Annotated in this window: 17 protein-coding genes, 11 tRNA genes, 3 rRNA genes and 3 pseudogenes; 26 read left to right on the top strand and 8 right to left on the bottom strand. The window is 37.2% G+C overall.

From position 1 onward, the window contains the following. Positions 1-38: 38 nt before the first annotated feature. Positions 39-1016, bottom strand: coding sequence for a metal-dependent hydrolase (locus V5E38_RS17620; RefSeq protein WP_097978301.1), 978 nt, complete (start codon positions 1014-1016; stop codon positions 39-41). An 86-nt stretch (positions 1017-1102) separates the two neighbouring features. On the opposite strand from V5E38_RS17620, the gene mutY reads away from it, so the two are divergent. Next, the gene (gene mutY / locus V5E38_RS17615) at positions 1103-2203 is read left to right on the top strand and encodes an A/G-specific adenine glycosylase (protein WP_499210926.1); all 1101 of its coding nucleotides are present in this window, start codon (positions 1103-1105) and stop codon (positions 2201-2203) included. 49 nt (positions 2204-2252) lie between these two features. On the opposite strand, the gene yfhS is transcribed toward mutY, so the two are convergent. Further along, on the bottom strand, positions 2253-2477 hold the full coding sequence (gene yfhS / locus V5E38_RS17610; RefSeq protein ID WP_499210925.1) for a mother cell protein YfhS: 225 nt from the start codon (positions 2475-2477) through the stop codon (positions 2253-2255). Positions 2478-2608: 131 nt separating this feature from the next. Here yfhS and V5E38_RS17605 point away from each other — a divergent pair, with 131 nt between their 5' ends. The 4 genes from V5E38_RS17605 to V5E38_RS17590 all read left to right on the top strand — a co-directional run bounded on the left by V5E38_RS17605 (position 2609) and on the right by V5E38_RS17590 (position 5990). After that, positions 2609-2908 (top strand): gamma-type SASP family protein, encoded by a 300-nt coding sequence (locus V5E38_RS17605; RefSeq protein WP_499210924.1) that lies wholly within the window; start codon positions 2609-2611, stop codon positions 2906-2908. Between the two features lie 307 nt (positions 2909-3215). After that, complete coding sequence (locus V5E38_RS17600; protein WP_025671838.1) at positions 3216-3473, top strand: YgaB family protein; 258 nt, start codon at positions 3216-3218, stop codon at positions 3471-3473. Positions 3474-3603: 130 nt separating this feature from the next. After that, positions 3604-4134, top strand: coding sequence for a nucleoside tri-diphosphate phosphatase (gene ntdP, locus V5E38_RS17595; RefSeq protein ID WP_097978298.1), 531 nt, complete (start codon positions 3604-3606; stop codon positions 4132-4134). A gap of 95 nt (positions 4135-4229) precedes the next feature. Next, positions 4230-5990, top strand: coding sequence for an ABC transporter ATP-binding protein (locus V5E38_RS17590; protein ID WP_499210923.1), 1761 nt, complete (start codon positions 4230-4232; stop codon positions 5988-5990). 345 nt (positions 5991-6335) lie between these two features. Here V5E38_RS17590 and V5E38_RS17585 read toward each other — a convergent pair whose 3' ends face one another. The 3 genes from V5E38_RS17585 to V5E38_RS17575 form a co-directional block, all read right to left on the bottom strand. Further along, positions 6336-7433: an FUSC family protein gene (locus V5E38_RS17585; RefSeq protein ID WP_499210922.1), complete on the bottom strand. Its 1098-nt coding sequence runs from the start codon at positions 7431-7433 to the stop codon at positions 6336-6338. Between the two features lie 336 nt (positions 7434-7769). After that, positions 7770-12161 carry a glutamate synthase family protein gene (locus V5E38_RS17580; protein ID WP_499210921.1) on the bottom strand — a complete coding sequence of 1464 codons (4392 nt, stop codon included), beginning with the start codon at positions 12159-12161 and terminating at the stop codon, positions 7770-7772. Positions 12162-12256: 95 nt separating this feature from the next. Continuing rightward, on the bottom strand, positions 12257-13558 hold the full coding sequence (locus tag V5E38_RS17575) for an aspartate aminotransferase family protein (RefSeq protein WP_499210920.1): 1302 nt from the start codon (positions 13556-13558) through the stop codon (positions 12257-12259). A gap of 272 nt (positions 13559-13830) precedes the next feature. Between V5E38_RS17575 and V5E38_RS17570 the strand changes: the two are divergent. The 7 genes and pseudogenes from V5E38_RS17570 to V5E38_RS17540 all read left to right on the top strand — a co-directional run. Further along, a pseudogene (locus V5E38_RS17570) lies at positions 13831-14620 on the top strand (ABC transporter ATP-binding protein); the annotation flags it as partial. An 86-nt stretch (positions 14621-14706) separates the two neighbouring features. Beyond that, a pseudogene (locus V5E38_RS17565) lies at positions 14707-14844 on the top strand (daunorubicin ABC transporter ATP-binding protein); the annotation flags it as partial. Next, positions 14837-15628, top strand: a complete 792-nt coding sequence (locus V5E38_RS17560; protein ID WP_499210919.1) for an ABC transporter permease — start codon at positions 14837-14839, stop codon at positions 15626-15628. The pseudogene V5E38_RS17565 and the gene V5E38_RS17560, both read left to right, overlap by 8 nt. Positions 15629-15631: 3 nt before the next feature. Beyond that, on the top strand, positions 15632-16417 hold the full coding sequence (locus tag V5E38_RS17555; RefSeq protein ID WP_499210918.1) for an ABC transporter permease: 786 nt from the start codon (positions 15632-15634) through the stop codon (positions 16415-16417). 52 nt (positions 16418-16469) lie between these two features. After that, positions 16470-16877, top strand: coding sequence for a potassium channel family protein (locus tag V5E38_RS17550; RefSeq protein ID WP_499210917.1), 408 nt, complete (start codon positions 16470-16472; stop codon positions 16875-16877). 23 nt (positions 16878-16900) lie between these two features. After that, positions 16901-17365, top strand: coding sequence for a peroxiredoxin (gene bcp / locus V5E38_RS17545; RefSeq protein ID WP_499210916.1), 465 nt, complete (start codon positions 16901-16903; stop codon positions 17363-17365). Between the two features lie 328 nt (positions 17366-17693). Further along, complete coding sequence (locus V5E38_RS17540; protein WP_499210915.1) at positions 17694-18131, top strand: Fur family transcriptional regulator; 438 nt, start codon at positions 17694-17696, stop codon at positions 18129-18131. Positions 18132-18172: 41 nt separating this feature from the next. Here V5E38_RS17540 and V5E38_RS17535 read toward each other — a convergent pair whose 3' ends face one another. The 3 genes and pseudogenes from V5E38_RS17535 to V5E38_RS17525 form a co-directional block, all read right to left on the bottom strand. Then, positions 18173-18532 carry a YgzB family protein gene (locus tag V5E38_RS17535; protein WP_499210914.1) on the bottom strand — a complete coding sequence of 120 codons (360 nt, stop codon included), beginning with the start codon at positions 18530-18532 and terminating at the stop codon, positions 18173-18175. A gap of 138 nt (positions 18533-18670) precedes the next feature. Further along, positions 18671-18979: a TMEM164 family acyltransferase gene (locus tag V5E38_RS17530; protein WP_499213597.1), complete on the bottom strand. Its 309-nt coding sequence runs from the start codon at positions 18977-18979 to the stop codon at positions 18671-18673. Positions 18980-18986: 7 nt separating this feature from the next. Next, a pseudogene (locus V5E38_RS17525) lies at positions 18987-19265 on the bottom strand (TMEM164-related integral membrane acyltransferase); the annotation flags it as partial. A 522-nt stretch (positions 19266-19787) separates the two neighbouring features. Between V5E38_RS17525 and V5E38_RS17520 the strand changes: the two are divergent. The 14 genes from V5E38_RS17520 (at position 19788) to V5E38_RS17455 (ending at position 25670) form a co-directional block, all read left to right on the top strand. After that, a 16S ribosomal RNA gene (locus V5E38_RS17520) occupies positions 19788-21338 on the top strand. Positions 21339-21491: 153 nt separating this feature from the next. Continuing rightward, positions 21492-24429 (top strand): 23S ribosomal RNA (locus tag V5E38_RS17515). A 123-nt stretch (positions 24430-24552) separates the two neighbouring features. Further along, positions 24553-24668 (top strand): 5S ribosomal RNA (gene rrf / locus V5E38_RS17510). Together the 16S, 23S and 5S rRNA genes with 11 tRNA genes alongside form the textbook arrangement of a ribosomal RNA operon. A 5-nt stretch (positions 24669-24673) precedes the next feature. After that, positions 24674-24749 (top strand) — tRNA-Val (locus tag V5E38_RS17505). A 3-nt stretch (positions 24750-24752) separates the two neighbouring features. Further along, a tRNA-Thr gene (locus V5E38_RS17500) sits at positions 24753-24825 on the top strand. A gap of 7 nt (positions 24826-24832) precedes the next feature. Next, positions 24833-24908 (top strand) — tRNA-Lys (locus V5E38_RS17495). A 21-nt stretch (positions 24909-24929) separates the two neighbouring features. Continuing rightward, a tRNA-Leu gene (locus V5E38_RS17490) sits at positions 24930-25012 on the top strand. Positions 25013-25041: 29 nt separating this feature from the next. Continuing rightward, positions 25042-25116, top strand: a tRNA-Gly gene (locus V5E38_RS17485). A gap of 8 nt (positions 25117-25124) precedes the next feature. Then, positions 25125-25211 (top strand) — tRNA-Leu (locus V5E38_RS17480). 10 nt (positions 25212-25221) lie between these two features. Then, positions 25222-25298 (top strand) — tRNA-Arg (locus V5E38_RS17475). A 24-nt stretch (positions 25299-25322) separates the two neighbouring features. After that, positions 25323-25399, top strand: a tRNA-Pro gene (locus V5E38_RS17470). Positions 25400-25409: 10 nt separating this feature from the next. Then, positions 25410-25482, top strand: a tRNA-Ala gene (locus tag V5E38_RS17465). A 28-nt stretch (positions 25483-25510) separates the two neighbouring features. After that, a tRNA-Met gene (locus V5E38_RS17460) sits at positions 25511-25584 on the top strand. Positions 25585-25593: 9 nt separating this feature from the next. Further along, a tRNA-Ile gene (locus V5E38_RS17455) sits at positions 25594-25670 on the top strand.

The raw sequence follows: 25670 nt of genomic DNA, 5'->3' as shown, positions 1-25670 counted from the left end.
CCTTAGCAAAAAATTGCTAAGGGTTATTTTTTGGTTTATTAAGATTCCACTTTTAGTTTTTTCTGTAATTTTTTCTCGCTAAAGATCCAGCCTGTGAATGAACTGATAATATTATGTTCGTAGTCGAATTTGACTACTGCGACAAACGGGTAGTAAGTTTCGGTCCTGTACCTTAAATCGATTAGTCTTAATTCTTTATGGTCGTCATGTCCAATCAATTCCCAAATATAAACTGGTGAAAATGCCAGGAATGATTTAACGTTTTCATCCTTAAAGGCTGCTTTTACGTCTTCAATTACTGGTAACGGAATTCTTTTAAATACGTCGTGGATTTTAAAGATTCTTTTCTTTATTTTGCCAACGTAATGATGAGAATCTGTACTTGCTACAATATGATAATGAGTGTATTTTATAGAAGGTGAAACATAGACACGTTTTACATCTGGTAATTTTTTTGTGACTGTCTGAATCACGATTTGTTTTTGTCGATATCTAAACGCATAGTAAAAAATCATAATGAAATAAAGCATGACACAAATCGGACCGGCTCTAAAATGAAAAATAACAAATGGAACTCCAACTAAATGGATTGCAAAAATGATTGGATCGAAAGTATTTATGATGCCAAAAGCAATCCAGCGTTTTGAAAAAGGCCTTAGTGCTTGGGTTCCGTAGGCATTAAATAAATCAACGAATACATGTACACTTACTGCCAGGAAAGACCAGAGTAAATAGAGTCCAAAGTGTTCTCTATTGTTAAATAATGTCATAAGGGCAGAAAGTGATAATGTCCATAAAATGACTGCTGGAATTGAATGCGTAATTCCACGATGATGTTTTAAATATTTTGCGTTATTTCTTAATTTTAATATCGTGTCACTGTCTGGTAATTGTGATCCGATGATTGTAGTTAATAAGAGTGAGTTTGTCAAATGTGGGTCATGTAGGACAATTGGACTCAGGGTTGCTAATCCGCCAAGTGTAAATCCCATTACAAGATGAGTACCAGTATCCATTTAGTTCCTCCCTTTACTTACCCTTTTAATTTTTATAGTATTGACTATTAACAAAAACATATAGACGTTAGAGAAAGGTATAAGTTATGAATAATGATTTAAATACGACATTAGAAGTTTTCCCCAAAAATGACTTTAAAAATAATTTAGTTAATTGGTTTTTAGCAGAACAAAGAGATTTACCTTGGAGAAAGAATAAAGATCCATATCGAGTATGGGTTTCAGAAATAATGCTTCAGCAAACACGTGTGGATACAGTGATCCCTTTTTATAATAAGTTTATGCAAAATTTCCCTACGATTGCTGACTTGGCTAATGCCGAGGAAGAAAAAGTACTAAAAGCATGGGAAGGACTTGGTTATTATTCCAGAGCTAGAAATTTGCAAACGGCTGTCCGTGAAGTCCATGAAGAGTATTCAGGTAAAGTACCAGATACGCCAGAATTAATAAGTAAATTAAAAGGTGTAGGACCCTATACTGCTGGAGCGATTCTTAGTATTGCATACGGTAAACCAGAGCCAGCGGTTGATGGGAATGTAATGAGGGTATTATCTAGAATATTAACAATTTGGGAAGATATTGGTGTACCTAAAAACCGGAAAACTTTTGAACAAGCTGTAAGAGCATTAATTAGTCATGAAGATCCGTCTGCATTTAATCAAGGTTTAATGGAGCTTGGAGCATTAATCTGTACACCAACAAATCCTGCGTGTCTACTATGTCCTGTGAGAGAACAATGTTTAGCTTTTGAAACTGGTGTTGTGACTGAGTTACCGATAAAAAGTAAAAAGAAAGCACCAAAACCGATTGATCTAGTAGTAGGTGTCATTAAGAGTAGAAATAATCAATATTTAATTCAACAAAGACCTTCTAGTGGATTACTTGCTAATATGTGGGAGTTTCCAACTGCTGAATTTCAATCAACGTTGTTATCTAAAAGTGATACACTTAGCTTTTTCTTAAATCAAGAATCTCAATTAGTAGTTGAAGGATTATCTTATCAATTTAATATTGAGCATGTTTTTTCACATCTTGTATGGAAAATGGAAGTATATGTTGGGGAAGCAATAAATGAAGGTAGTTTATCAAGTAATCAGAAATGGGTAACATTAGATGAGTGTAAAGAGCTGCCGTTTCCGGTAGTACATCAAAAAATTTATCAACAAATCGAAAAGCTTCAGTCATGAAACAAAGAACCCCAACAAAGAGTTGGGGTTTTTGTGCTCTAAGTGTACTCTAGTCAAAAGTAGGGCGAGTACCACTGGTCCAGTCTGCTTCATTTCTATGAAGACCACCACGTGATTCAATTTCTTTTATAATTTCTTTTTGCATTGTGCTACCTTCAATATTTAAATAACCAGTAATTTGTTGAAATGAATGATGATAGTATTCCAATTCACTATTTTTCCATTGAGTTTTTGGAGTCATCGATAATTCTGAAAGATCTCTGCCAACGTACATAATAAGCCTCCTTTAAATTTCTTCTCTTAGTTTTCCACTCGAACAGTTCATTAAACAAAAAAAATAAAGTAAAGTTTTTTACATATTCCTCCGACTAATGGACATCATATTATTCGTGGAGGTGATAAATCATGAACAACAACAATCAATTCAATGCTGGAAAAACAGCATCTGGAACTAACATTGGCAAAGTAAAACAACAAAACCAAAGTTTTGGACAAGAGTTTTCAAGTGAAACTGATGTTCAAGCAGTTAGACAAGCAAATGCTCAGTCTACTCAAAAAGCTGCTTCTAAAAACTTTGGACAACAAAACCAAAGTTTTGGACAAGAGTTTGCAAGTGAAACTGATGTTCAAGCTGTAAGAGAAGCTAATGCAAAATCTGCACAAAGATCTTCTTCTAGCAACTTTGGACAACAAAACCAACAATAATTAACTAAAGAAAAAGTTACTAGAAGTGCGCTGTTGATGAGAGTTAGTGAGTAAAGTAATTTACTTTCTATATTCATCTTCCTGTCTGATGAGAGATCATGCAGTCTAGTTGTTATAAAGAACGTTCAAAAAGAGCACCCTTATATTAAGGGTGCTCTTTTACCTACGTGAAATTTAAGTCCAACATTTTAAATCCACATAGAATGATTAATTTCTTCTTAATAGTCAAATATCGTCAAATGTAGTCAAAGGGATTATGTTAGTTTTCAAGAAATAGTGTAATAATGAAATAAGGATGGTGAATGGTATGCAAGTATTCGATGAATTGGTAAGTCGTCAACTTGAAACAATGGATCAGTTAATAAAGATTCAAGAAGAAATTGAACGATGTCAAGAAATTGAAAACCAACTATTTGAATTAGAGGATTTGTCAAAATTGTCTTCTATCCAAGATGAAATACATATAATGAGATCTGAATTAAAAGCTATCCAAGACACCTTTTTAATCCAAACACAGCAAATTATTAAATCTTTCTCAGATGAGAGGAAAATTGCATTAAAATAAAAAAACAATGGGGCATTTTACCAAATTAACTTCCCTTTTGTTTAAAAATGGATAAGAACTAGTTATAATAGAAGTGTAAAGTATAAATAAAGTGTTGAAATGCGTCCACACTAGAAAGAAGGGAGAAACAATGAACGTTCCCAAACCAGGAGAAAAAATACAGATACATAGTTACAAACATAATGGACATATTCATCGTATATGGGAAGAGACAACCATTTTAAAAGGGACGCAGCAGTTAGTAATTGGCGCAAATGATCGCACGCTTGTAACTGAATCGGACGGTAGAACATGGGTTACACGAGAGCCAGCAATTTGTTACTTTGATATGGATTATTGGTTTAATGTCATTGGAATGATTAGAGAAGATGGAGTTTATTATTACTGTAATATTAGCTCACCATTCGTCTATGAAGATGGTGCCATTAAGTATATTGACTATGATCTAGATATTAAAGTTTTTCCAGACATGACTTACGTGCTGTTAGATGAAGATGAATATGAGAATCATCGACAAATAATGAATTATCCTCCTATTATTGACCCAATCTTAAAAAAGAACTTAGGTTATTTAAAGGAATTAATTCATCAACGAAAAGGGCCGTTTGCTTCCGATTTTATTGATAATTGGTATGAACGTTTCTTAATGTATCGTGATTAATCGAAACTGTTGAGCGGACATAGTCTTTTTGAGAATTAATATCTCAAAAAGATTGCTCAACAGTTTCTTTTTTAATGATATGAAAGGATGAAAATATGGGAAGTATTAAACGTTATTTAAGATTTGTTAAACCATATCGATTTCATATTTTTTTAACGATTGCTATAGGTATCGTTAAATTTGGAATCCCATTGATATTACCGTTTTTATTAAAATATGTAGTTGATAATATCATTAATTCATCATTACCAATTGCAACTAAAAGCTCACATCTTATTTACATCATGTTAATTGCATTCGGGATTTTTGTTATTGTAAGACCACCTATTGAGTATTTCAGACAGTATTATGCTCAATATATCGGTAGTCGAATTTTATTTGATATTAGAGATCATTTATTTAAACATTTACAAAAACTCAGCTTAAGATATTATGCTAATGCAAAAACAGGTGAAGTCATTTCACGAGTAATAAATGATGTTGAATCTACTAAAGACTTTGTTATTACTGGATTAATGAATGTTTGGTTAGATTTAATTACAATCTTAATCACAGTTTCTATCATGTTAACAATGGATGTAAAGTTAACGCTTGTATCATTAATCGTTTTGCCATTTTATACATTAGCAGTAAAGTACTTTTTCGGTCGACTTCGATTTTTGACTCGTCAAAGATCTCAAGCTTTAGCTGTTTTACAAGGGTTCTTAACAGAAAGGATTCAGGGGATGCAAGTAACACGAAGTTTTGCATTGGAAGATTATGAAAGTGGACTATTTAAAGAAAAAAACGGTGAGTTTTTAGATCGTGCTCTTAAACATACAGGGTGGAATGCAAGAACATTTACAATTATAAATACATTAACTGATATTGGACCATTATTAATTATCGGATTTTCTGCATATCAAGTTATTCATGGTCACTTAACACTTGGTGAGATGGTAGCATTCGTTGGATATATTGATCGTTTATATGATCCACTTAGAAGATTAGCGAATTCTTCAACGGCATTAACACAATCGTTTGCATCGATGGATCGTGTCTTTGAATTAATGGATGAAAAGTATGACATCGTTAATCGAGATAATCCAATTTTTGCAAAGAAGTTAGATGGTCAAATTCACTTTAATAACGTATCTTTCCAATATAATGCCGTTGATGCAGAGGTCATTCAAGATGTAACTTTTCAAATTGAACCTGGTCAAAAGATTGCATTGGTTGGATCGAGTGGTGGTGGAAAGTCCTCGTTAGTTAGTTTAATACCACGTTTTTATGATGTAACAAAAGGGTCTATTAAAATTGATGGTGTTGACATAAGGGACTTTGATTTAAAAAGTATGCGTGAAAAAATCGGTATCGTTTTACAAGACAATTTTCTATTTAGTGATACTGTAAAATCGAACATTCGTTATGGGAATCCGAGTGCTAGTGAAGAAGAAATTATTGCAGCCGCCAAAGCAGCCAATGCACATGATTTTATCATGAGTTTACCAGATGGATATGACACGCTTGTTGGCGAAAGAGGAGTAAAGCTTTCAGGTGGTCAAAAACAACGTGTAGCAATAGCTCGTGTATTTTTAAGAAATCCTTCTATTCTAATATTTGATGAAGCTACTTCAGCTCTTGATTTAGAAAATGAAAGGTATATCCAAGACGCGATTCAGGAACTAGCAAAGAACCGAACAACAATATTTATTGCACACAGGTTATCTACCATTACACATGTAGATAAAATCGTTTATATTGATCAAGGTCATATTGTCGAAATTGGTTCGCATGAAGAATTAATGGCTAAAAAAGAAGCTTACTATCATTTGTTTGAAATTCAAAATTTAGAAACAAGTTCGAGTTCGGTATAGAAGATTAGCACAAAGATATTCTTTGTGCTTTTTTTATTTGAAGAAGTAAGTGTGAATTAAACAACGAACTGCAAATAAAATCAGCAATACTGCAATTAAAGTTTCAAAAATCACAAATAAGATAAAAAATTACTTATACGGGTCAGCGTATACCCAGGGAAGAATGATTCAAAATAGTTACTCTCTGCAAGAAAACGAGCAATATTACTCTTTCCATTCAATCAAAAATGGAAAAAATCGGTTTACAAGGATTGAAAAATCAACATCAAATATAAAACCCCGTCGAGATACGCCACATACTTTGATTCAAACTCAAAACAAAAAGCCTCCATAATTCGGAGGCTTTTACATTGTTTCAACCTGTTCAACTTGAACTTGGTATTCTTTATGATAAGTTTGATGGCTATCAACTAGTGTATTTAAATGCTCAACATTTTCGCTATATTCTAAAATGGCGGATACTACTTGGAATAAATGTAACCATGTTTTTTGTTTTTCTTCGTCATTAATATCATGGTGATCCAAGAATGCCTTTGTTAATTTATCTTTTAATATATTTTCTTCTCTATGCAGTGGAGCAGTTTGATCAAAGTTTACTTTGCCGATTAATTTCATTAAAGCATGTTCGTGAAATTGCATTAAGCATGTTAGTTCATTTTTTACTAAATCTTGGAACTCTTTCGGAGATGCGTTAATTTCATATTCTAATCGGTTTAAAGCTTTTAATGTATCAAATGCATTATCGGCTGTGACAAGCATTTGTCTAAACAATACGATTTTACGAGATTTTTCATGCTCTTTTTTCTTACGACCAACAAGAATGATTCGGTCTTCTTTGTATAAGCGATAGATTTTCGTAACATTTCTCATGATTTCTTTTAATTGATATATTTCATCTTTTAATCCATTATGGCTAACAGTTTTGTGTAAAGCCATCATCATTAATTTATTTGTTTGTTCAGTTATCGAAATCATGCCACGAGATAATTTTTTTTCATAATTTGGAGGCATTAAGAAAATATTTACAAATGATGCAGCTAAAACACCAATTGTTACTGCCAAAATACGATCGAAAGTAAAAATGGCAAAGTGTTCGGTACTTGTACTTACTTCCATAATAACGACTACAGTAACTAATGTTGTAGCAATTGTATTTTCGAGTTTTAGTTTTAATGTAATGATAATCACGAAAATACATGTAAATCCTATAATTACTGGATTATTCCCTAGAGTAATTACTGCAATAATTGCCAGTATTGCACCAATCAAGTTAGCTTGAAGTTGTTCAATTAACGATTTATATGATTGGTTTACTGATGATTTTAATGCCGAAATAGCAGAGATACCTGCAATCGAAGCTGTTGATAAATCAAAAAACATCGCGCTATAAATGGCGAGCGTAATAGCTATACCAGTTTTTAGAACACGCGCTCCTAATCTCATTGTATTACTCCTTTTTTTGTCTAGCTTAATGCTTGTAATGAAATATGAACGTTTAACTATATTACTACTAAACTACTATTTATTACATCGAGTGTTTTTCAAAATTGCTTCAATTAAAAGTAACTTTCTTATTTTTTTCTCATGTAACATCCTGTAACTATACAATGAACTACACTCATTATCAATACAATTTTTTAAGAAATTATGTTAATAATATGAATGAGAAAGAAGATTAAATTGTTAGTTAAGTTAAAAGATTTCGAACTTAGAAATGAAAGGGCTTTACTATTAAATAATGAAAAAAGAAGCGAAATATTTCGCTTCTTTTTTATAAAATCATTCAGTTGAAACAGATGGATCCGCTTGTTCTTTTTTAGGTTTAATTTGTAAGAAGTTTTGTTCAATGTTGTCTAATAAACTTTGAACAAATTCAGCTTCGTCCTGTTGGTTATGCTGAGTTAAAAGTGAGATATATTTCTCTAATAATTCATTTAGATCGTTTTTACCAGTTTCATCGACTGGTACAATACTTACACTTGCACCTTTTGCGATTCGATTTTGGTATGCTTCCTTAGTAAGGCCTAATTCAGATGAGTTTCGAACGTAAATTACTCCGCCAGTCATACCCGCACACATCCATGGACCTGGATCTCCTAGAACAACTGCACGACCACCAGTCATATATTCAAAAGCAAAACCGTTTATATTTGCTTTTGCACCAAGGCGAGTTTTCTGTGATATTGGTTGACTAGATTGATTACGGCCACCAATTACAACATCGGCACCTGATAAACGAATGCCTGCTCGAGAGTCAGCGTTACCTTGGATAAAGAATTGTCCTTTTTGTGCTCCATATGCAAAGCATTTTCCGACCGAACCACCAAAGTATTGTCCGTTAGCACCTAAAGCTTTACTAATAAAAATTGTTCCACCAAAAGCAGTTTTCGCTACGCCATCTTGAGCTCCGCCTTGAACGTATACAGAATAATCTTCTACTGTATAAGTTCCTAAGCCATTTCCAGGAATGGATTGATCCTCGAAGCTTATCTCGACAGGAGAAGCTACACCTTGGGATTGTTTTTTTACTACTAGGTCATGGATTAATAAACTGCCAGCATGGCGATATTCATTGTCAACCTTTGCATAAACTCCAACGTCATTACTTTGAAGTACTTTAGCAGATTCTCCATTCGAAAGTACATATTCTTTATCCTCAATTTTATTAGTAGATAATAAATTAGTTAAACTTAGCGTATCTAAAAATCTTGTTTGTTTTAAGAATTCAGTTTTACCAACAAGTTCTTGAGCATTTTTTACTCCTAATGAACCAACTATCACTTGTAATTCATCTTTGAATGCAGTGAAGAATTGTACTAAATTTGTTACTGCTGTTTCTAATTGTCTAGGTGTGAATTTTCGTAAACCGTGACGCATTGCTTCAATTTCTGATTCAATTTGTGTTGCAATACCAACGTGGCATGTATCTAAATGGCAACCACGACATGTCGTACAACCGATTGCAATCATTGATAAAGTTCCAAACCCGATTCGGTTTGCACCTAAAATCATCATTTTTACAACATCATTTACGCTTTTCATACCGCCATCCGCCCAAATCTCGACAGAATTACGTAAACCAGATTCTAGTAGTGCATTGTGGGCTGCACGAACACCAATTTCAACTGGTAAACCTACATTTTGAATTGCATGAACACGGGCAGCACCAGTTCCTCCATCAAAACCGCTAATATTGATAAAGTTTGCACCCGCTTTTGCAATACCAACAGCAATTGTGCCGATATTAGGAACAACAGGGACTTTTACAGCAACTTTTGCTTTTGGATTAACAGCTTTAATTTCACTAATCATTTGAGCTAAGTCTTCAATTGAATAAATATCATGATTATTTGAAGGTGAAATTAAATCAGAACCAAGTGTTGCATTTCTCGTTTCCGCAATTTTTTGTGTAACCTTTGAAGCAGGTAAATGACCACCTTCACCAGGTTTTGCACCTTGACCAATTTTAATCTCAATTAAGTTAGAAGAGTGAAGTAAATTAGCATTAACTCCGAATCGACCAGAAGCAATTTGCTGTCCACGAGTGTTTGGATATTTTCCAATCATATCTTGGATTTCTCCACCTTCACCATTTAAGCTAATCATATTCAGTCGATTTGCACCTTCAGCATATGCTCTAAAAGCAACCTCATTTTGAGATCCGAATGACATTGAACTGATAATAAATGGTAGTGAGTGAGTACCTATTTCTAATGAAACCTGACTTGAATCAACTGGTTTACTACTTTCAACTAAAGAAAGCGCATGACGTACTGTAGTTGGTCGCTCTTCTTCAATTTGATTTAATTTTTGGCGATATGTTTCATAACTACCTGTTTGTGCTGTTTCACCAATAGCTTTCCAAATTCGAGGGAATACGTGGAAAGATTTTGGCATAGTTGCGTTATTTGCGTTGTAATCTTCAGAACGTTTTTTCGAATCAGCCTCTAATAATTTGAATCCAGATACGGTTTGATCTCCAAAGAAGTTTATAACGCCTAAAGACGAAGCGATATCTTCTTGTAATCCAATGCTACTGAACATTTTTGCATAGCCACGTAGCTCATGCATCCCTATTGTTGAAATTACTTTTTCGATTCCTTTATTTAAAACATCATAAAGTTTTACTATTTTTTCAGGAGCTTCCAATTCTGAAATAGTTCCAAAAAGGAAATGAGGATTAATTGCATCTGCTCCTAAGCCTTTCATTACCATTAAATCGTGAAGATTACGGACAGCAGCTGTCTTTAAGACAATTGAACAGTTTCTTCTTAACTTAGCATTCACAAGTCCATTATGGATTATTGCTGTAATAAGAGCCGGATCAATCCAGTATTGATTATTTTTATGAGCTTCATCATCTGTAATAACAATACATTCTGCACCATTTTTTACAGCTTCTACTGCTTCGTATTTATATTGGGACAATGTTTCTTCTAAAGGTAAATTAGAAAATGTACTTTGAATTGTATAAAGTTTATTTTCTAATTGATATAGATTTAGAATTTCTTCATACGAGATTTGTTGACGACTAGCTTTTAACGTATTTCCTACAAAACCATCACCTAATATCGGAGAAGGGAGTTGTAGAACAATTCCTGAATCTTTCTTTGTAATAGATGGCCTTTTTCCTAATAGGACAGAAATAGAGAAATGTTCTGTTTCACGATCACGATCGATCGCAGGGTTCGTTACTACTGCAACTGTTTCTTTCATAAAGTCAGACAGATTTTTTCTAGCTTCATCTAAACATGCTAGTGGTGCGTCATGCCCTAATGAACGGATAGGTTCTGCACCTTTTTCTGCCATTTGTTCAACTAATTGGATTTGTTCCTTTTGCCATCCAAAAGCCCCATATTCAAACGGATGAATTGAAGGAGGTGAGTGTTCTACGTAATCAGTTGAATTTGCTTCTTTATTTGCTAAATTCATTGTTAATTTTTCGTTTAATTTCGTTGTAACAAAATGCGTTAATTCACGGTGTGTTAATAGTTGAGCGCGGTCTTTTAATAAATTAATACCGACTTTTTCTCCAGGAGAAAGAGCATGTGGCTCAGATATAAATAATTCTGGAGATAGAATACCTTGCTCGGATGATAATACATAGTAATCATTTGTTTCAAGTAACCATACTGGACGTAAACCTAAAGCGTCGACACTAGCAACAAATTCATTTCCTTCTCTTGTAAGTACTCCTGCGGGACCTTGACAATATGGACCGAATGTACTTCGAATCGTATTGTAAATGGAGTTTACTTCTGAATCTGATTCAAATTCTGCTGGTACAGGAGGGAATAACAGTTCCATTGCTTCTTTCAGTGAGTAGTTATATTTATGAATAAGCGTCTCAAGTGTTATATTTACATCTTGTGAATCACTATTTCCATGCTTAATATTTGCTCCTATTTGTTTTGCTTCAATTCTTAATTGTTCGATTGTGTTAATTTCTCCATTATGAGCTAGCACGCTAAATGGTTGAACTCTTGAAAATGAAGAAGATGTATTTGTTGAATATCGATTATGACCAACCACAACAGATGATTGAAAATTAGGATGCTGTAAATCTGAATAGTATGACAATAAAGTGTCGATTGTTCCCATTACTTTATAAACACAAGTCGATTGACTGAGAGAGACAACAGTTACATTTGTTTTTTTGATAATAATATTTGTTAAATCAAATAGAGTTGTACTTTGGTGATTTTTAATTGGGAGTAATGCTACTTGTAAGAACTCAGGTTCTACTGCTTGAGCGATTGGGCCAAGTGCTGAAGTAAAGGTTTGATTACAATTATGATATAAAGTTTCATAACCATTTTCTTCAAAAATTTGGAGCAAAGTTTGTATTTCTGATTTTTCATCTAAGAAGAAATGTCCAACTGTAAATGAAGGATGTGAAACAACTTCTGGACTAATTCCTACAGATGTAAGTTTTTCTTGCCAAAGTAGAGTGGGGATGTCAGTCTGAATTCCTACACCATCACCTTCACCGTTCGTAAATCCCGCTCGATGATTCATCTTTCGTAAACTTTCGGCAGCAATATCGATCGTATCTCTTGTTTGAGTTATCGAACGATTGATAAAGGCAACAATCCCACATGCATCATGTTCGTTATTGTAATAATCTCTAAATAAACCTGGTGACCATTCTGTTTTTGTTTGAAATTTCATTTAACTACCTCCTATTTTATGGTAAAAAAATTGATTATTCAGAATTAACTATGTATGAATAGAGGTCACTTCAAGTTGTAGTGACCTCAGATATATCATAGTTTAATCGTAGATAATTTTAGGAACGCGTTCCCAACAGCATTAATAGTTTGGTGAACATCTTGTTCAGTATGAGCTGTAGTTAAGAACCAAGCTTCATATTTTGATGGTGCTAGATTAATACCTTCTTCTAATAGAAGCTTAAAGAATCTACCGAAAACTTCTCCATCTGATTCTTTTGCTTCTTCATAATTCGTTACTTCGTCTACATTGAAATAGACAGTTAAGGCACCTTTTAAGCGATTGATTTTTATATGGATGTTGTGCTCATCAGCTTTTTCCTGAATACCTTTTTCAAGAATGGCACCTAGACGATCTAATTCTTCATAGACACCTTCTTGTTGTAATACTTCAAGACATGCAATACCAGCTGCAATTGATGCTGGATTACCTGCCATCGTACCAGCTTGATATGCAGGACCAAGTGGGGCAACTGTTTCCATAATTTCTTTTTTACCACCATAAGCTCCGATCGGTAATCCACCGCCTATAATCTTTCCAAGAGCTGTTAAGTCTGGTTCAATTCCTAATAAATTTTGTGCTCCTCCATACATAAATCTGAAGGCAGTTATTACTTCATCATAAATGACTAAAGCACCGTGATTGTGCGTAATTTCATTTACAGCTTCTAGGAATCCTTCTTTTGGTTCAACGATTCCGAAGTTACCGACGATTGGCTCAACAAGTACACCAGCTACTTCATGACCCCATTTTTCCATTGTTTCTGCATATGCTGTGGTGTCATTAAATGGAACTGTAATAACTTCATTGGCTATACTTTGTGGTACACCAGCGGAATCAGGAGTACCAAGTGTAGATGGTCCAGAGCCTGCAGCAACAAGTACTAAATCCGAATGACCGTGATAACATCCAGCAAATTTAACGATTTTAGTACGTCCAGTGTATGCTCTTGCTACACGAATAGTTGTCATTACGGACTCAGTACCTGAATTTGTAAATCTGACTTTATCCATACTAGGAATCGCTTCTTTTAGCATTTTGGCAAATTGTACTTCAAGTTCATGAGGAGTACCGTAAAGGACACCATTTTCTGCTGCTTTTGTGATTGCTTCTGTAATATGTGGGTGAGCGTGGCCAGTGATAATAGGACCGTATGCTGCTAAATAATCTATATATTGATTGCCATCAACATCCCAAAAATATGCGCCTTTTGCACGCTTCATTGTGACAGGAGCTCCGCCACCAACTGCTTTAAACGATCTTGAAGGACTGTTCACTCCTCCAACGATGTGTTCTAAAGCTTCATTATGTATTTCAATTGACTTTTGATTATTCATGGAGTACCTCCCATTATTGATAAAAAAATGAAAGCATTTAACCGGCATCTTACATTATTTATGTGGTTAAATTACATTCTAGCACGAAATTTTAGCGCGTGGTAAATGTAAGCCTTTACAAGTTAAAAAGAAATTTGAACATTTTGTAGAATCTATATTTTTCTCAAAAATAGTCCGATAAAAATTGGAAACTACTTTTTAGTACTTTTTTATTGTACTTAGTTCGTATTTCAAATACACTAAGCGACGGAATAAAAAATGGAGGAAGTCTTATGGAAAACATAATCGAAGTTCAGAACTTACACAAAGAATTTAAAACTTTCTTGAGTCGCTCTGGTGTAAAAGGTGCATTTAGAGATTTATTTACAAGAAACTATAGAACGAAAACAGCCGTTAATAATATAAGCTTTTCTGTAAAAAAAGGTGAAATGATGGCTTATATCGGAGAGAATGGTGCAGGGAAGTCGACTACAATTAAAATGTTGACGGGAATACTAACACCTACTTCTGGTGATATAACAGTTAATGGTTACCATCCTCAAAAAGATCGAGAGCGTTTTGTTAAATCAATAGGTGTCGTATTTGGGCAAAGATCTCAATTATGGTGGGATATTGCAGTACAAGAATCATTTCGATTACTAAAAAAGGTTTATCAAATACCAGATAAGCAATATGAAGAACATATGGGTTATATCATAAAGACTTTGGATATTGAGCCTTTATTAGATCAACCTGTAAGAAAGTTATCTTTAGGTCAAAGAATGAGATGTGAATTAGCAGCTGCGTTAATCCATAATCCACCTTTATTATTTTTAGATGAACCAACAATTGGATTAGATGTATTAGTAAAATTAAAAATTCGCGAGTTTTTAAAAGAGTTAAACCAAAAATATGGCACAACAATTCTTTTAACAACCCATGATATTTCTGATATTGAGGCATTGTGTGATCGAGTAGTTATGTTAGATGAAGGAAAAATCATATATGATGGAAAACTTGAACAATTAAAAGGGCAATGGGGCGAAGAGAAAGAAATTCAATTCCAGTTTATTAAGCCAGTAAATCATACTACATTATATGAATTGATCGGACGAACTGATGTAAAATGGAAAGAAGAAGAAGGCGAAAATATTTGGAGTGTTACATTACCGAATGATGAAACGCTTATTTCTATGATTATAGCTAAAGTAGTTCAATCAAATCCCGTTAAAGATATGAAGATGTTAGAAATTTCTACAGAAGAAATTATACGAAACATCTACCAAGAAGGTATTAGTAATGAGTAAGTATATTGAAATCATTCGAATCCGTTTTTTAATGATGTTAGCGTATCGTACTAATTATTACACTGGGATTGTTATTTATACGATTAATATAGGAGCTTATTTCTTTTTATGGAAAGCAATCTATGGTCACCAAGGATCAATTCAAGGTGTTTCAGTAAACCAGATGACTACTTATGTAGCAATTGCTTGGATGGCAAGGGCGTTTTATTTTAATAATCTTGACCGTGAAATTGCTGAAGAAATTGTAGAAGGTAAAGTAGCAATAGAACTTATTAGACCTTATAACTATTTACTTACTAAAGTGATGCAAGGGTTAGGTGAGGGGATTTTTAGATTCTTTTTCTTTTCAATTCCAGGCTTTATTATAGTAGCTTTAATTTTTCGGTTAGATGTTTCATTTAATTTAAAAACTTTAGGTTTATTTTTAATTGCTTCGATTTTCAGTTTTGCTATTAATACACAATTGAATTTATTAACAGGTTTAATGGCATTCTTCCTTCAAAATAATATGGGATTTATTCAAGCTAAACGTGTCATCATCGATTTATTTTCAGGTTTAACGATTCCAATCACGTTCTTTCCGGTTTGGGCACAAGATGTAATGAAGTACTTACCATTTCAAGGAATCAGCTATATTCCTAGTATGATTTTTGCTCAAGGCATAAAAGGTGAATTGATTTTAAGAGGCCTTTTATTTCAAGTAATTTGGATCATTATTTTATGTATCCCTATTTCTCTTATATGGTATAAAGCTAAAAAGCATCTTGTTATACAAGGAGGTTAAAGAATGTTTTATTTAAATATATTTCTTCAATATTCAGGTCAATATTTAAAAACGAAGTTACAATATAGAGCAAACTTCTTTTTATCATTTTTATCAGATTTGATGGCTCAGGCTGTAAATTTAATTTTTATATTATTAGTTTTCAATCATACGTCACTTATTGAAGGGTGGAACCGAGATGAAATTGTATTCATTTATGGTTTCTTTTTAGTTCCGTTTGCTCTTTTTGGTTCATTTTTTAATATATGGGATTTTAATGATCGTTACATCGTAAAGGGAGAGTTTGATCGTATTTTAACTCGACCAATTCATAGTCTTTTTCAAGTTGTATTAGAGAAAATGGAGTTAGAATCGTTACTAGGTGCTATTACTGGATTGATTATTATGATCTATGCAGGTTTTAAATTAGGACTTTCAATCACTTGGTATGATCCATTTTTATTTCTATTAATGGCTTTTGGTGGAATGTTTGTTTATGCCGGAATCTTTATTGCTTTAGCAAGTATTGGTTTTTGGTCAGATGCAAGAACGTCAATTATGCCGTTAATGTATAATATAGGAAACTATGGTCGTTATCCGATTAATATTTATCATCCAATCATTCGCTTTGTATTAACATGGATTTTACCATTTGCATTTGTAGGTGTTTATCCGGCTGCGTATTTTCTACGTAGAAGTGAATGGTATGTCTATTCATTTTTAACGCCTGTTATGGGATTAGTTGTTTTTGTTATAGCTGTTTTAATTTGGAATCAAGGTGTAAAAAAATATAAAGGTGCGGGTAACTAAGCAGTATTCTATTTCAATAGCTTGTTTCATAAATTGAAATGAGGTGATTGAAATGGGAACTGCTTTTTTCTTTTTTATTGCTATCTTTGCAATTTTGTATAGCCTAGTGTATTTATGGAATACTTCAACTACAAAAGTCAATAAAAGTCTTATTTCAATTAATAATTACATTCTTTTATTTTTAATATATGGAACGGTACTTATCGGCTTTAGCGCAGTGTATTTTATACTAGACCGCGGGCCACATCCAATTTTAATTGAGCATTCTATTCCTATTGAAGGGACTAATTACCATATAATGGGGTTATGCTTATATTTTAGCGCAATCACCCTTTTGTCTGTAGGCTATGGGGATATTGTACCAGTGGGGATCGGAAGATGGGTTGCTATGGTTGAAGCGCTCATCGGTTATACGATGCCAGCGGCTTTTGTTTTACAAGTATTTAAAGAAGAACGTTAATATTTATGATTAAGGAGATTATTATGACTGTTGAAATTGGAATCAAAGCACCGGAATTTACTTTACCAGCAAGTAATGGAGAAGATGTAACTTTATCAGACTATAGAGGAAAGAAAGTAGTTCTTTACTTTTACCCAAAGGATATGACACCAGGTTGTACTACAGAAGCTTGTGACTTTAGAGATTCATACGAAAGGTTTATGAATAGTGGAACTGTCATTTTAGGAATAAGTCCTGATCCTATAAAAAGACATGAAAAATTTATAGAAAAACATCAATTACCATTTTTATTACTTTCAGACGAAACAACTGAAGTTGCAAAGTTATATGATGTATGGAAGTTAAAGAATAATTTTGGTAAGGAATATATGGGAATAGAACGTACAACATTTTTAATTGATGAAGAAGGTTGTATCGAAAATGTATGGCAAAAGGTTAGAGTAAAGAATCATGTTGAAGATGTTTATAGTGTCATTAGTCGTTCTTAAAATTGTACAAACTATTTTGGGTCAATTAATTTGATTTATGTTAAGTTTTTTTGAGAAAGAATCGTTTTATCTAAAAAAATCGAGCTTTTCGTCTATACCTATATTGCTTTCGAGAATATATTGGAGTATAGGGCATACCTCCTCAGATGATAGCATATTGAAGTGCGAGAGAATTCTCGCACATTTTTTTGTTTTCATATATGGGATACAAGCATAGGCTAATTTTTTTAAGAAATTCTCAAAAAGTTGACAAATATTCTTGCAGTTGAATAAACTAATAATAAGTAATTAATTTAGGAACTATTTTATAGAAACGGGGAGAGCGGCGTTGCATAAGGAAAATATTCAAGATGCAATTTTACATTTAAAGAATAGCGGCGTACGTATTACACCTCAGAGGCATGCAATTATAGAATATTTAATAGGAAGTGGAACACATCCTACTGCTGATGAAATCTATAAAGCACTTGAGGGAAAATTTCCAAATATGAGTGTGGCAACAGTTTACAATAATCTCAGAGTATTACGTGAAGTAGGAATGGTTAAAGAATTAAACTTCGGTGATTCTTCTAGTCGTTTTGATTATATAACAACTGATCATTATCATATTATTTGTGAAAAATGTGGTGAAATGAATGACTTTCATTACGACGGATTAGAAGGAATCAATCTTTATGTTGAAAAGGAAACGGGATTTGAAGTAACCAATCATAGAATGGAAGTATACGGAATTTGTCCTAAATGTAAAGAAAAAGCATTATCATAATAAAGCACATTACATAATTGTAATGTGCTTTATTTATTTTGCTATTGTTTAGCATCTCGTTTGCTATTATATTTTTCATTAAATTCTTTACCTTCTAATGAAGGATCTAATGTAAGTGGCTCATTACAATACATACAGATGTCAACTTTACCAAGCATTTTAGTCGTTTTGTTACAATTCGGACAGATGACTTGAATTGTTTTTGTAGACAGCATTCCGATCCAAAAATAAACAACTGTACTACCTATAATCGCTAAAAATCCCACAAGCATAAAGAGCGTCATGACAATCTTATGCTCTCTGAAAAATACACCACCATACATAATGATGAAGCCAATAAATAATAATGAAAGTGCAAACGTTCTTATATTATTAATTTTACTACTTTTCTTTTTTGCCACTTTGTCCACCCCATTCATTGTAAATATAGCATAAATGAGATAGGAAATGTTAGTGCTAACATGGAAAACAATTCGAACTTATTTAATGAAATTGAAGAATTTTGAATTTACGCTAAATACAGGAGATCCACTCATTAATTAATTGATAGAATGATCGGATGGTACTTGGTTTATCTTCAGCTTTTTGTTAAATGAATGAATTGTGAGATATAAAATCAAAAAATAGGGGAAAAGAATTAAGCCTAATACAATTAAGTAATATGGCCATGGCCCAAAAAAGTCTAGCAAGTTTGCCCCAGCAGGTTTAGCTCTTAAAAATAAGTAGTTTCCTTTTATAACATAATCCAGTAAGTAAATAGGTATAGCCAATAAAATTATATAGAAGAATGACTTTAATAATGAACGGAGAATTGGAGTATATCCAAAGATAAATGTCATATAACAAATAGAAATTAATGACTCCTCCGTGAGTAGTGAAAAATTGTATATATTTAAAATGAGGGAAGCTATATTTAATATCTGGAGTAAGTACAGCTTGGATAGCCCCAGCTAATCCCCAAAAATAGATAATCTCATAAACTTTATAATTTTTTGTAATAAGTGTATAACAGCATAGATACATACTTATACTGCATAGTTGGAGAGGTAATGAATCGCCCCAATCCCACTGGTTCGTTTTAATAAGCCATCCATATAATAGAAATTCTACTGTAAGCATTGAGACGATTAATAGGGTACGGAGGAATAAATCTACTTTTTCTTATTGTTTATTAAATTTTCTGAAGTAAAACAAACAGATAAGAAGGAGAAGAATGATTAATAATGTAATTATGTGTTGCTTTGAAAACAATACGAAACCATTCATTATTTACACCTCTCTCAAATCGGATGGATGCTATTGAACAATTCGCTACTGTTAAGTTTATTCAGCTTGTTTGTATTAAAGTATTATGACTTACTATTTATATGTCCAAATACATGTGTATTCTATTTAGAAAAGAGTTTTCACCTTTTTTAAAAAAACTTTCAAAAAGTGTTGACGGTGTGATTTATAGATGTTATATTATTCTATGTCGCCAAGAGATAACGGCGTCGAAAGAAAAAAGATTTTAAAAAACATTGACAGGCTCTTCTGAGAATGTTAATATGAAAAAGTCGCCAATGACGCGACGGAAATGAACTTTGAAAACTAAACAAAACATGAAGTAAACGTCAATTATTAGTTTTTTGAGCAATACAAGATTTAAACTTAACTTTTATGGAGAGTTTGATCCTGGCTCAGGACGAACGCTGGCGGCGTGCCTAATACATGCAAGTCGAGCGGACTAATGGGAGCTTGCTCCCGTTAGTTAGCGGCGGACGGGTGAGTAACACGTGGGCAACCTACCTGTAAGACTGGGATAACTTCGGGAAACCGGAGCTAATACCGGATGACATAAAGGAACTCCTGTTCCTTTATTGAAAGATGGCTTTTAGCTATCACTTACAGATGGGCCCGCGGCGCATTAGCTAGTTGGTGAGGTAACGGCTCACCAAGGCTACGATGCGTAGCCGACCTGAGAGGGTGATCGGCCACACTGGGACTGAGACACGGCCCAGACTCCTACGGGAGGCAGCAGTAGGGAATCTTCCGCAATGGACGAAAGTCTGACGGAGCAACGCCGCGTGAGCGATGAAGGCCTTCGGGTCGTAAAGCTCTGTTGTTAGGGAAGAATAAGTGCTAGTTGAATAAGCTGGCACCTTGACGGTACCTAACCAGAAAGCCACGGCTAACTACGTGCCAGCAGCCGCGGTAATACGTAGGTGGCAAGCGTTGTCCGGAATTATTGGGCGTAAAGCGCGCGCAGGCGGTTTCTTAAGTCTGATGTGAAAGCCCCCGGCTCAACCGGGGAGGGTCATTGGAAACTGGGAAACTTGAGTGCAGAAGAGGAAAGTGGAATTCCAAGTGTAGCGGTGAAATGCGTAGAGATTTGGAGGAACACCAGTGGCGAAGGCGACTTTCTGGTCTGTAACTGACGCTGAGGCGCGAAAGCGTGGGGAGCAAACAGGATTAGATACCCTGGTAGTCCACGCTGTAAACGATGAGTGCTAAGTGTTAGAGGGTTTCCGCCCTTTAGTGCTGAAGTTAACGCATTAAGCACTCCGCCTGGGGAGTACGGTCGCAAGACTGAAACTCAAAGGAATTGACGGGGGCCCGCACAAGTGGTGGAGCATGTGGTTTAATTCGAAGCAACGCGAAGAACCTTACCAGGTCTTGACATCCTCTGACAACCCTAGAGATAGGGCTTTCCCTTCGGGGACAGAGTGACAGGTGGTGCATGGTTGTCGTCAGCTCGTGTCGTGAGATGTTGGGTTAAGTCCCGCAACGAGCGCAACCCTTGATCTTAGTTGCCAGCATTTAGTTGGGCACTCTAAGGTGACTGCCGGTGACAAACCGGAGGAAGGTGGGGATGACGTCAAATCATCATGCCCCTTATGACCTGGGCTACACACGTGCTACAATGGATAGTACAAAGGGTTGCAAGACCGCGAGGTGGAGCTAATCCCATAAAACTATTCTCAGTTCGGATTGTAGGCTGCAACTCGCCTACATGAAGCCGGAATCACTAGTAATCGCGGATCAGCATGCCGCGGTGAATACGTTCCCGGGCCTTGTACACACCGCCCGTCACACCACGAGAGTTTGTAACACCCGAAGTCGGTGGGGTAACCTTTTAGGGGCCAGCCGCCTAAGGTGGGACAGATGATTGGGGTGAAGTCGTAACAAGGTAGCCGTATCGGAAGGTGCGGCTGGATCACCTCCTTTCTATGGAGACATCATGAACCGATGGTTCATGTATGAAAATGTTTCTTCATTGTTTTGTTTAGTTTTGAGAGTTCACTCTCAACTTTGTACCTTGAAAACTAGATAATGTCATTCATTAAACTGCGTAAGTTTAATTCAATTAGTTTTAAAATTAGTTAAGTTAGAAAGGGCGCACGGTGGATGCCTTGGCACTAGGAGTCGATGAAGGACGGGACTAACACCGATATGCTTCGGGGAGCTGTAAGTAAGCTTTGATCCGGAGATTTCCGAATGGGGAAACCCACTACTCGTAATGGAGTAGTATCTTTACCTGAATACATAGGGTACTGAGGACAGACCCAGGGAACTGAAACATCTAAGTACCTGGAGGAATAGAAAGCAATAGCGATTTCCTGAGTAGCGGCGAGCGAAACGGAAGATAGCCCAAACCAAGAGGCTTGCCTCTTGGGGTTGTAGGACACTCTATACGGAGTTACAAAGGAACGGGGTAAATGAAGCGACCTGGAAAGGTCCGTCAAAGAAGGTAAAAACCCTGTAGTTGAAACCTCGTTCCCTCTTGAGTGGATCCTGAGTACGGCGGAACACGTGAAATTCCGTCGGAATCTGGGAGGACCATCTCCCAAGGCTAAATACTACCTAGTGACCGATAGTGAACCAGTACCGTGAGGGAAAGGTGAAAAGCACCCCGGAAGGGGAGTGAAAGAGAACCTGAAACCGTGTGCTTACAAATAGTCAGAGCTCGTTAACGAGTGATGGCGTGCCTTTTGTAGAATGAACCGGCGAGTTACGATCCCGTGCAAGGTTAAGTTGAAGAGACGGAGCCGCAGCGAAAGCGAGTCTGAATAGGGCGATATAGTACGTGGTCGTAGACCCGAAACCGAGTGATCTACCCATGTCCAGGATGAAGTTCAGGTAACACTGAATGGAGGTCCGAACCCACGCACGTTGAAAAGTGCGGGGATGAGGTGTGGGTAGCGGAGAAATTCCAATCGAACTCGGAGATAGCTGGTTCTCCCCGAAATAGCTTTAGGGCTAGCCTTATGTGTTAGAGTCTTGGAGGTAGAGCACTGATTGGACTAGGGGCCCCCAACGGGTTACCGAATTCAGTCAAACTCCGAATGCCAATGACTTATCCATAGGAGTCAGACTACGAGTGATAAGATCCGTGGTCAAGAGGGAAACAGCCCAGACCGCCAGCTAAGGTCCCAAAGTATACGTTAAGTGGAAAAGGATGTGGAGTTGCTTAGACAACCAGGATGTTGGCTTAGAAGCAGCCACCATTTAAAGAGTGCGTAATAGCTCACTGGTCGAGTGACTCTGCGCCGAAAATGTAACGGGGCTAAACGTATCACCGAAGCTGCGGATTGATACCGTATGGTATCAGTGGTAGGGGAGCGTTCTAAGGGCGTTGAAGCTAGATCGTAAGGACTGGTGGAGCGCTTAGAAGTGAGAATGCCGGTATGAGTAGCGAAAGACGGGTGAGAATCCCGTCCACCGTATGCCTAAGGTTTCCTGGGGAAGGCTCGTCCTCCCAGGGTTAGTCAGGACCTAAGCCGAGGCCGACAGGCGTAGGCGATGGACAACAGGTTGATATTCCTGTACCACCTCATTTCCGTTTGAGCAATGGAGGGACGCAGAAAGATAGGGTAAGCGCGCTGCTGGATATGCGCGTCCAAGCAATTAGGCTGATGTGTAGGCAAATCCGCACATCATAAGGCTGAGTTGTGATGGCGAGGGAAATATAGTACCGAAGTTCCTGATTCTACGCTGCCAAGAAAAGCTTCTAGCGAGGAAATAGGTGCCTGTACCGCAAACCGACACAGGTAGGCGAGGAGAGAATCCTAAGGTGAGCGAGAGAACTATGGTTAAGGAACTCGGCAAAATGACCCCGTAACTTCGGGAGAAGGGGTGCTCTTTTGGGTGTATGCCCGGGAGAGCCGCAGTGAAAAGGCCCAAGCGACTGTTTAGCAAAAACACAGGTCTCTGCGAAGCCGCAAGGCGAAGTATAGGGGCTGACGCCTGCCCGGTGCTGGAAGGTTAAGAGGAGGGGTTATCCCTTACGGGAGAAGCTCTGAATTGAAGCCCCAGTAAACGGCGGCCGTAACTATAACGGTCCTAAGGTAGCGAAATTCCTTGTCGGGTAAGTTCCGACCCGCACGAAAGGCGTAACGATTTGGGCACTGTCTCAACCATAGACTCGGTGAAATTATAGTACCTGTGAAGATGCAGGTTACCCGCGACAGGACGGAAAGACCCCGTGGAGCTTTACTGCAGCTTGATATTGAATTTTGGTACAGCTTGTACAGGATAGGTAGGAGCCTGAGAAGCCGGAGCGCTAGCTTCGGTGGAGGCGTCGGTGGGATACTACCCTGGCTGTATTGAAATTCTAACCTAGAGCCGTAATCCGGCTCGGAGACAGTGTCAGGTGGGCAGTTTGACTGGGGCGGTCGCCTCCTAAAGAGTAACGGAGGCGCCCAAAGGTTCCCTCAGAATGGTTGGAAATCATTCGAAGAGTGTAAAGGCATAAGGGAGCTTGACTGCGAGACCTACAAGTCGAGCAGGGACGAAAGTCGGGCTTAGTGATCCGGTGGTTCCGCATGGAAGGGCCATCGCTCAACGGATAAAAGCTACCCCGGGGATAACAGGCTTATCTCCCCCAAGAGTCCACATCGACGGGGAGGTTTGGCACCTCGATGTCGGCTCATCGCATCCTGGGGCTGTAGTCGGTCCCAAGGGTTGGGCTGTTCGCCCATTAAAGCGGTACGCGAGCTGGGTTCAGAACGTCGTGAGACAGTTCGGTCCCTATCCGTCGTGGGCGCAGGAAATTTGAGAGGAGCTGTCCTTAGTACGAGAGGACCGGGATGGACACACCGCTGGTGTACCAGTTGTTCTGCCAAGAGCATGGCTGGGTAGCTATGTGTGGAAGGGATAAGTGCTGAAAGCATCTAAGCATGAAGCCCCCCTCAAGATGAGATTTCCCATAGCGTTAAGCTAGTAAGACCCCTGAGAGACGATCAGGTTGATAGGTCAGAGGTGGAAGCGTGGTGACACGTGGAGCTGACTGATACTAATCGGTCGAGGACTTAACTAACAAGTTTGATGATGACATTATCTAGTTTTGAAGGTACGAAAATTATTATAAAAAAAACTTCAAAAAAGTTATTGACTTTTAAATGAAATTTGATATAATAATTAATGTCCTAAAGAAAAAGAATCAAGTGATGATAGCGAAGAGGTCACACCCGTTCCCATACCGAACACGGCAGTTAAGCTCTTCAGCGTCGATGGTAGTTGGGGGTTTCCCCCTGTGAGAGTAGAACGTCGCTTGGTTTGATGGAGGATTAGCTCAGCTGGGAGAGCACCTGCCTTACAAGCAGGGGGTCGGCGGTTCGAGCCCGTCATCCTCCACCATATGCCGACTTAGCTCAATTGGTAGAGCAACTGACTTGTAATCAGTAGGTTGGGGGTTCAAGTCCTCTAGTCGGCACTCTTTTGAGCCATTAGCTCAGTAGGTAGAGCATCTGACTTTTAATCAGAGGGTCGAAGGTTCGAATCCTTCATGGCTCACCATTTTCTCAAAAGAGAATATTTGCGGGTGTGGCGGAATTGGCAGACGCGCTAGACTTAGGATCTAGTACTTCGGTGTGGGGGTTCGAGTCCCTTCACCCGCACCATTTAAATTTATAATTTATAAGCAGTATACGCGGAAGTAGTTCAGTGGTAGAATACAACCTTGCCAAGGTTGGGGTCGCGGGTTCGAGCCCCGTCTTCCGCTCCACATATGCTGCCGGGGTGGTGGAATGGCAGACACACAGGACTTAAAATCCTGCGGGGGTTGACCCCGTGCCGGTTCGAGTCCGGCCCTCGGTACCATTTATAATATGCGCCCGTAGCTCAATTGGATAGAGCGTTTGACTACGGATCAAAAGGTTATGGGTTCGAGTCCTTTCGGGCGCGCCATATTATTCCACCTGTTATTCTGAACGGGAAGTGGCTCAGCTTGGTAGAGCACCTGGTTTGGGACCAGGGGGTCGCAGGTTCAAATCCTGTCTTCCCGACCATTTAAAACATGGGGCCTTAGCTCAGCTGGGAGAGCGCCTGCCTTGCACGCAGGAGGTCAGCGGTTCGATCCCGCTAGGCTCCACTTAAAGAAACTTAAATTAACTTATTATGGCGGTGTAGCTCAGCTGGCTAGAGCGTACGGTTCATACCCGTGAGGTCGTGGGTTCGACTCCCTCCGCCGCTACTTATTTAAGGACCTTTAGCTCAGCTGGTTAGAGCAGACGGCTCATAACCGTCCGGTCGTAGGTTCGAGTCCTACAAGGTCCACCA

This window comes from Rossellomorea sp. GAMAL-10_SWC (assembly GCF_049568075.1).
Taxonomy (GTDB): domain Bacteria; phylum Bacillota; class Bacilli; order Bacillales; family Bacillaceae_G; genus Gottfriedia.
The sequence above is the reverse complement of the archived record's forward strand: the minus strand, read 5'-3'. Positions and strand labels throughout refer to the sequence as shown.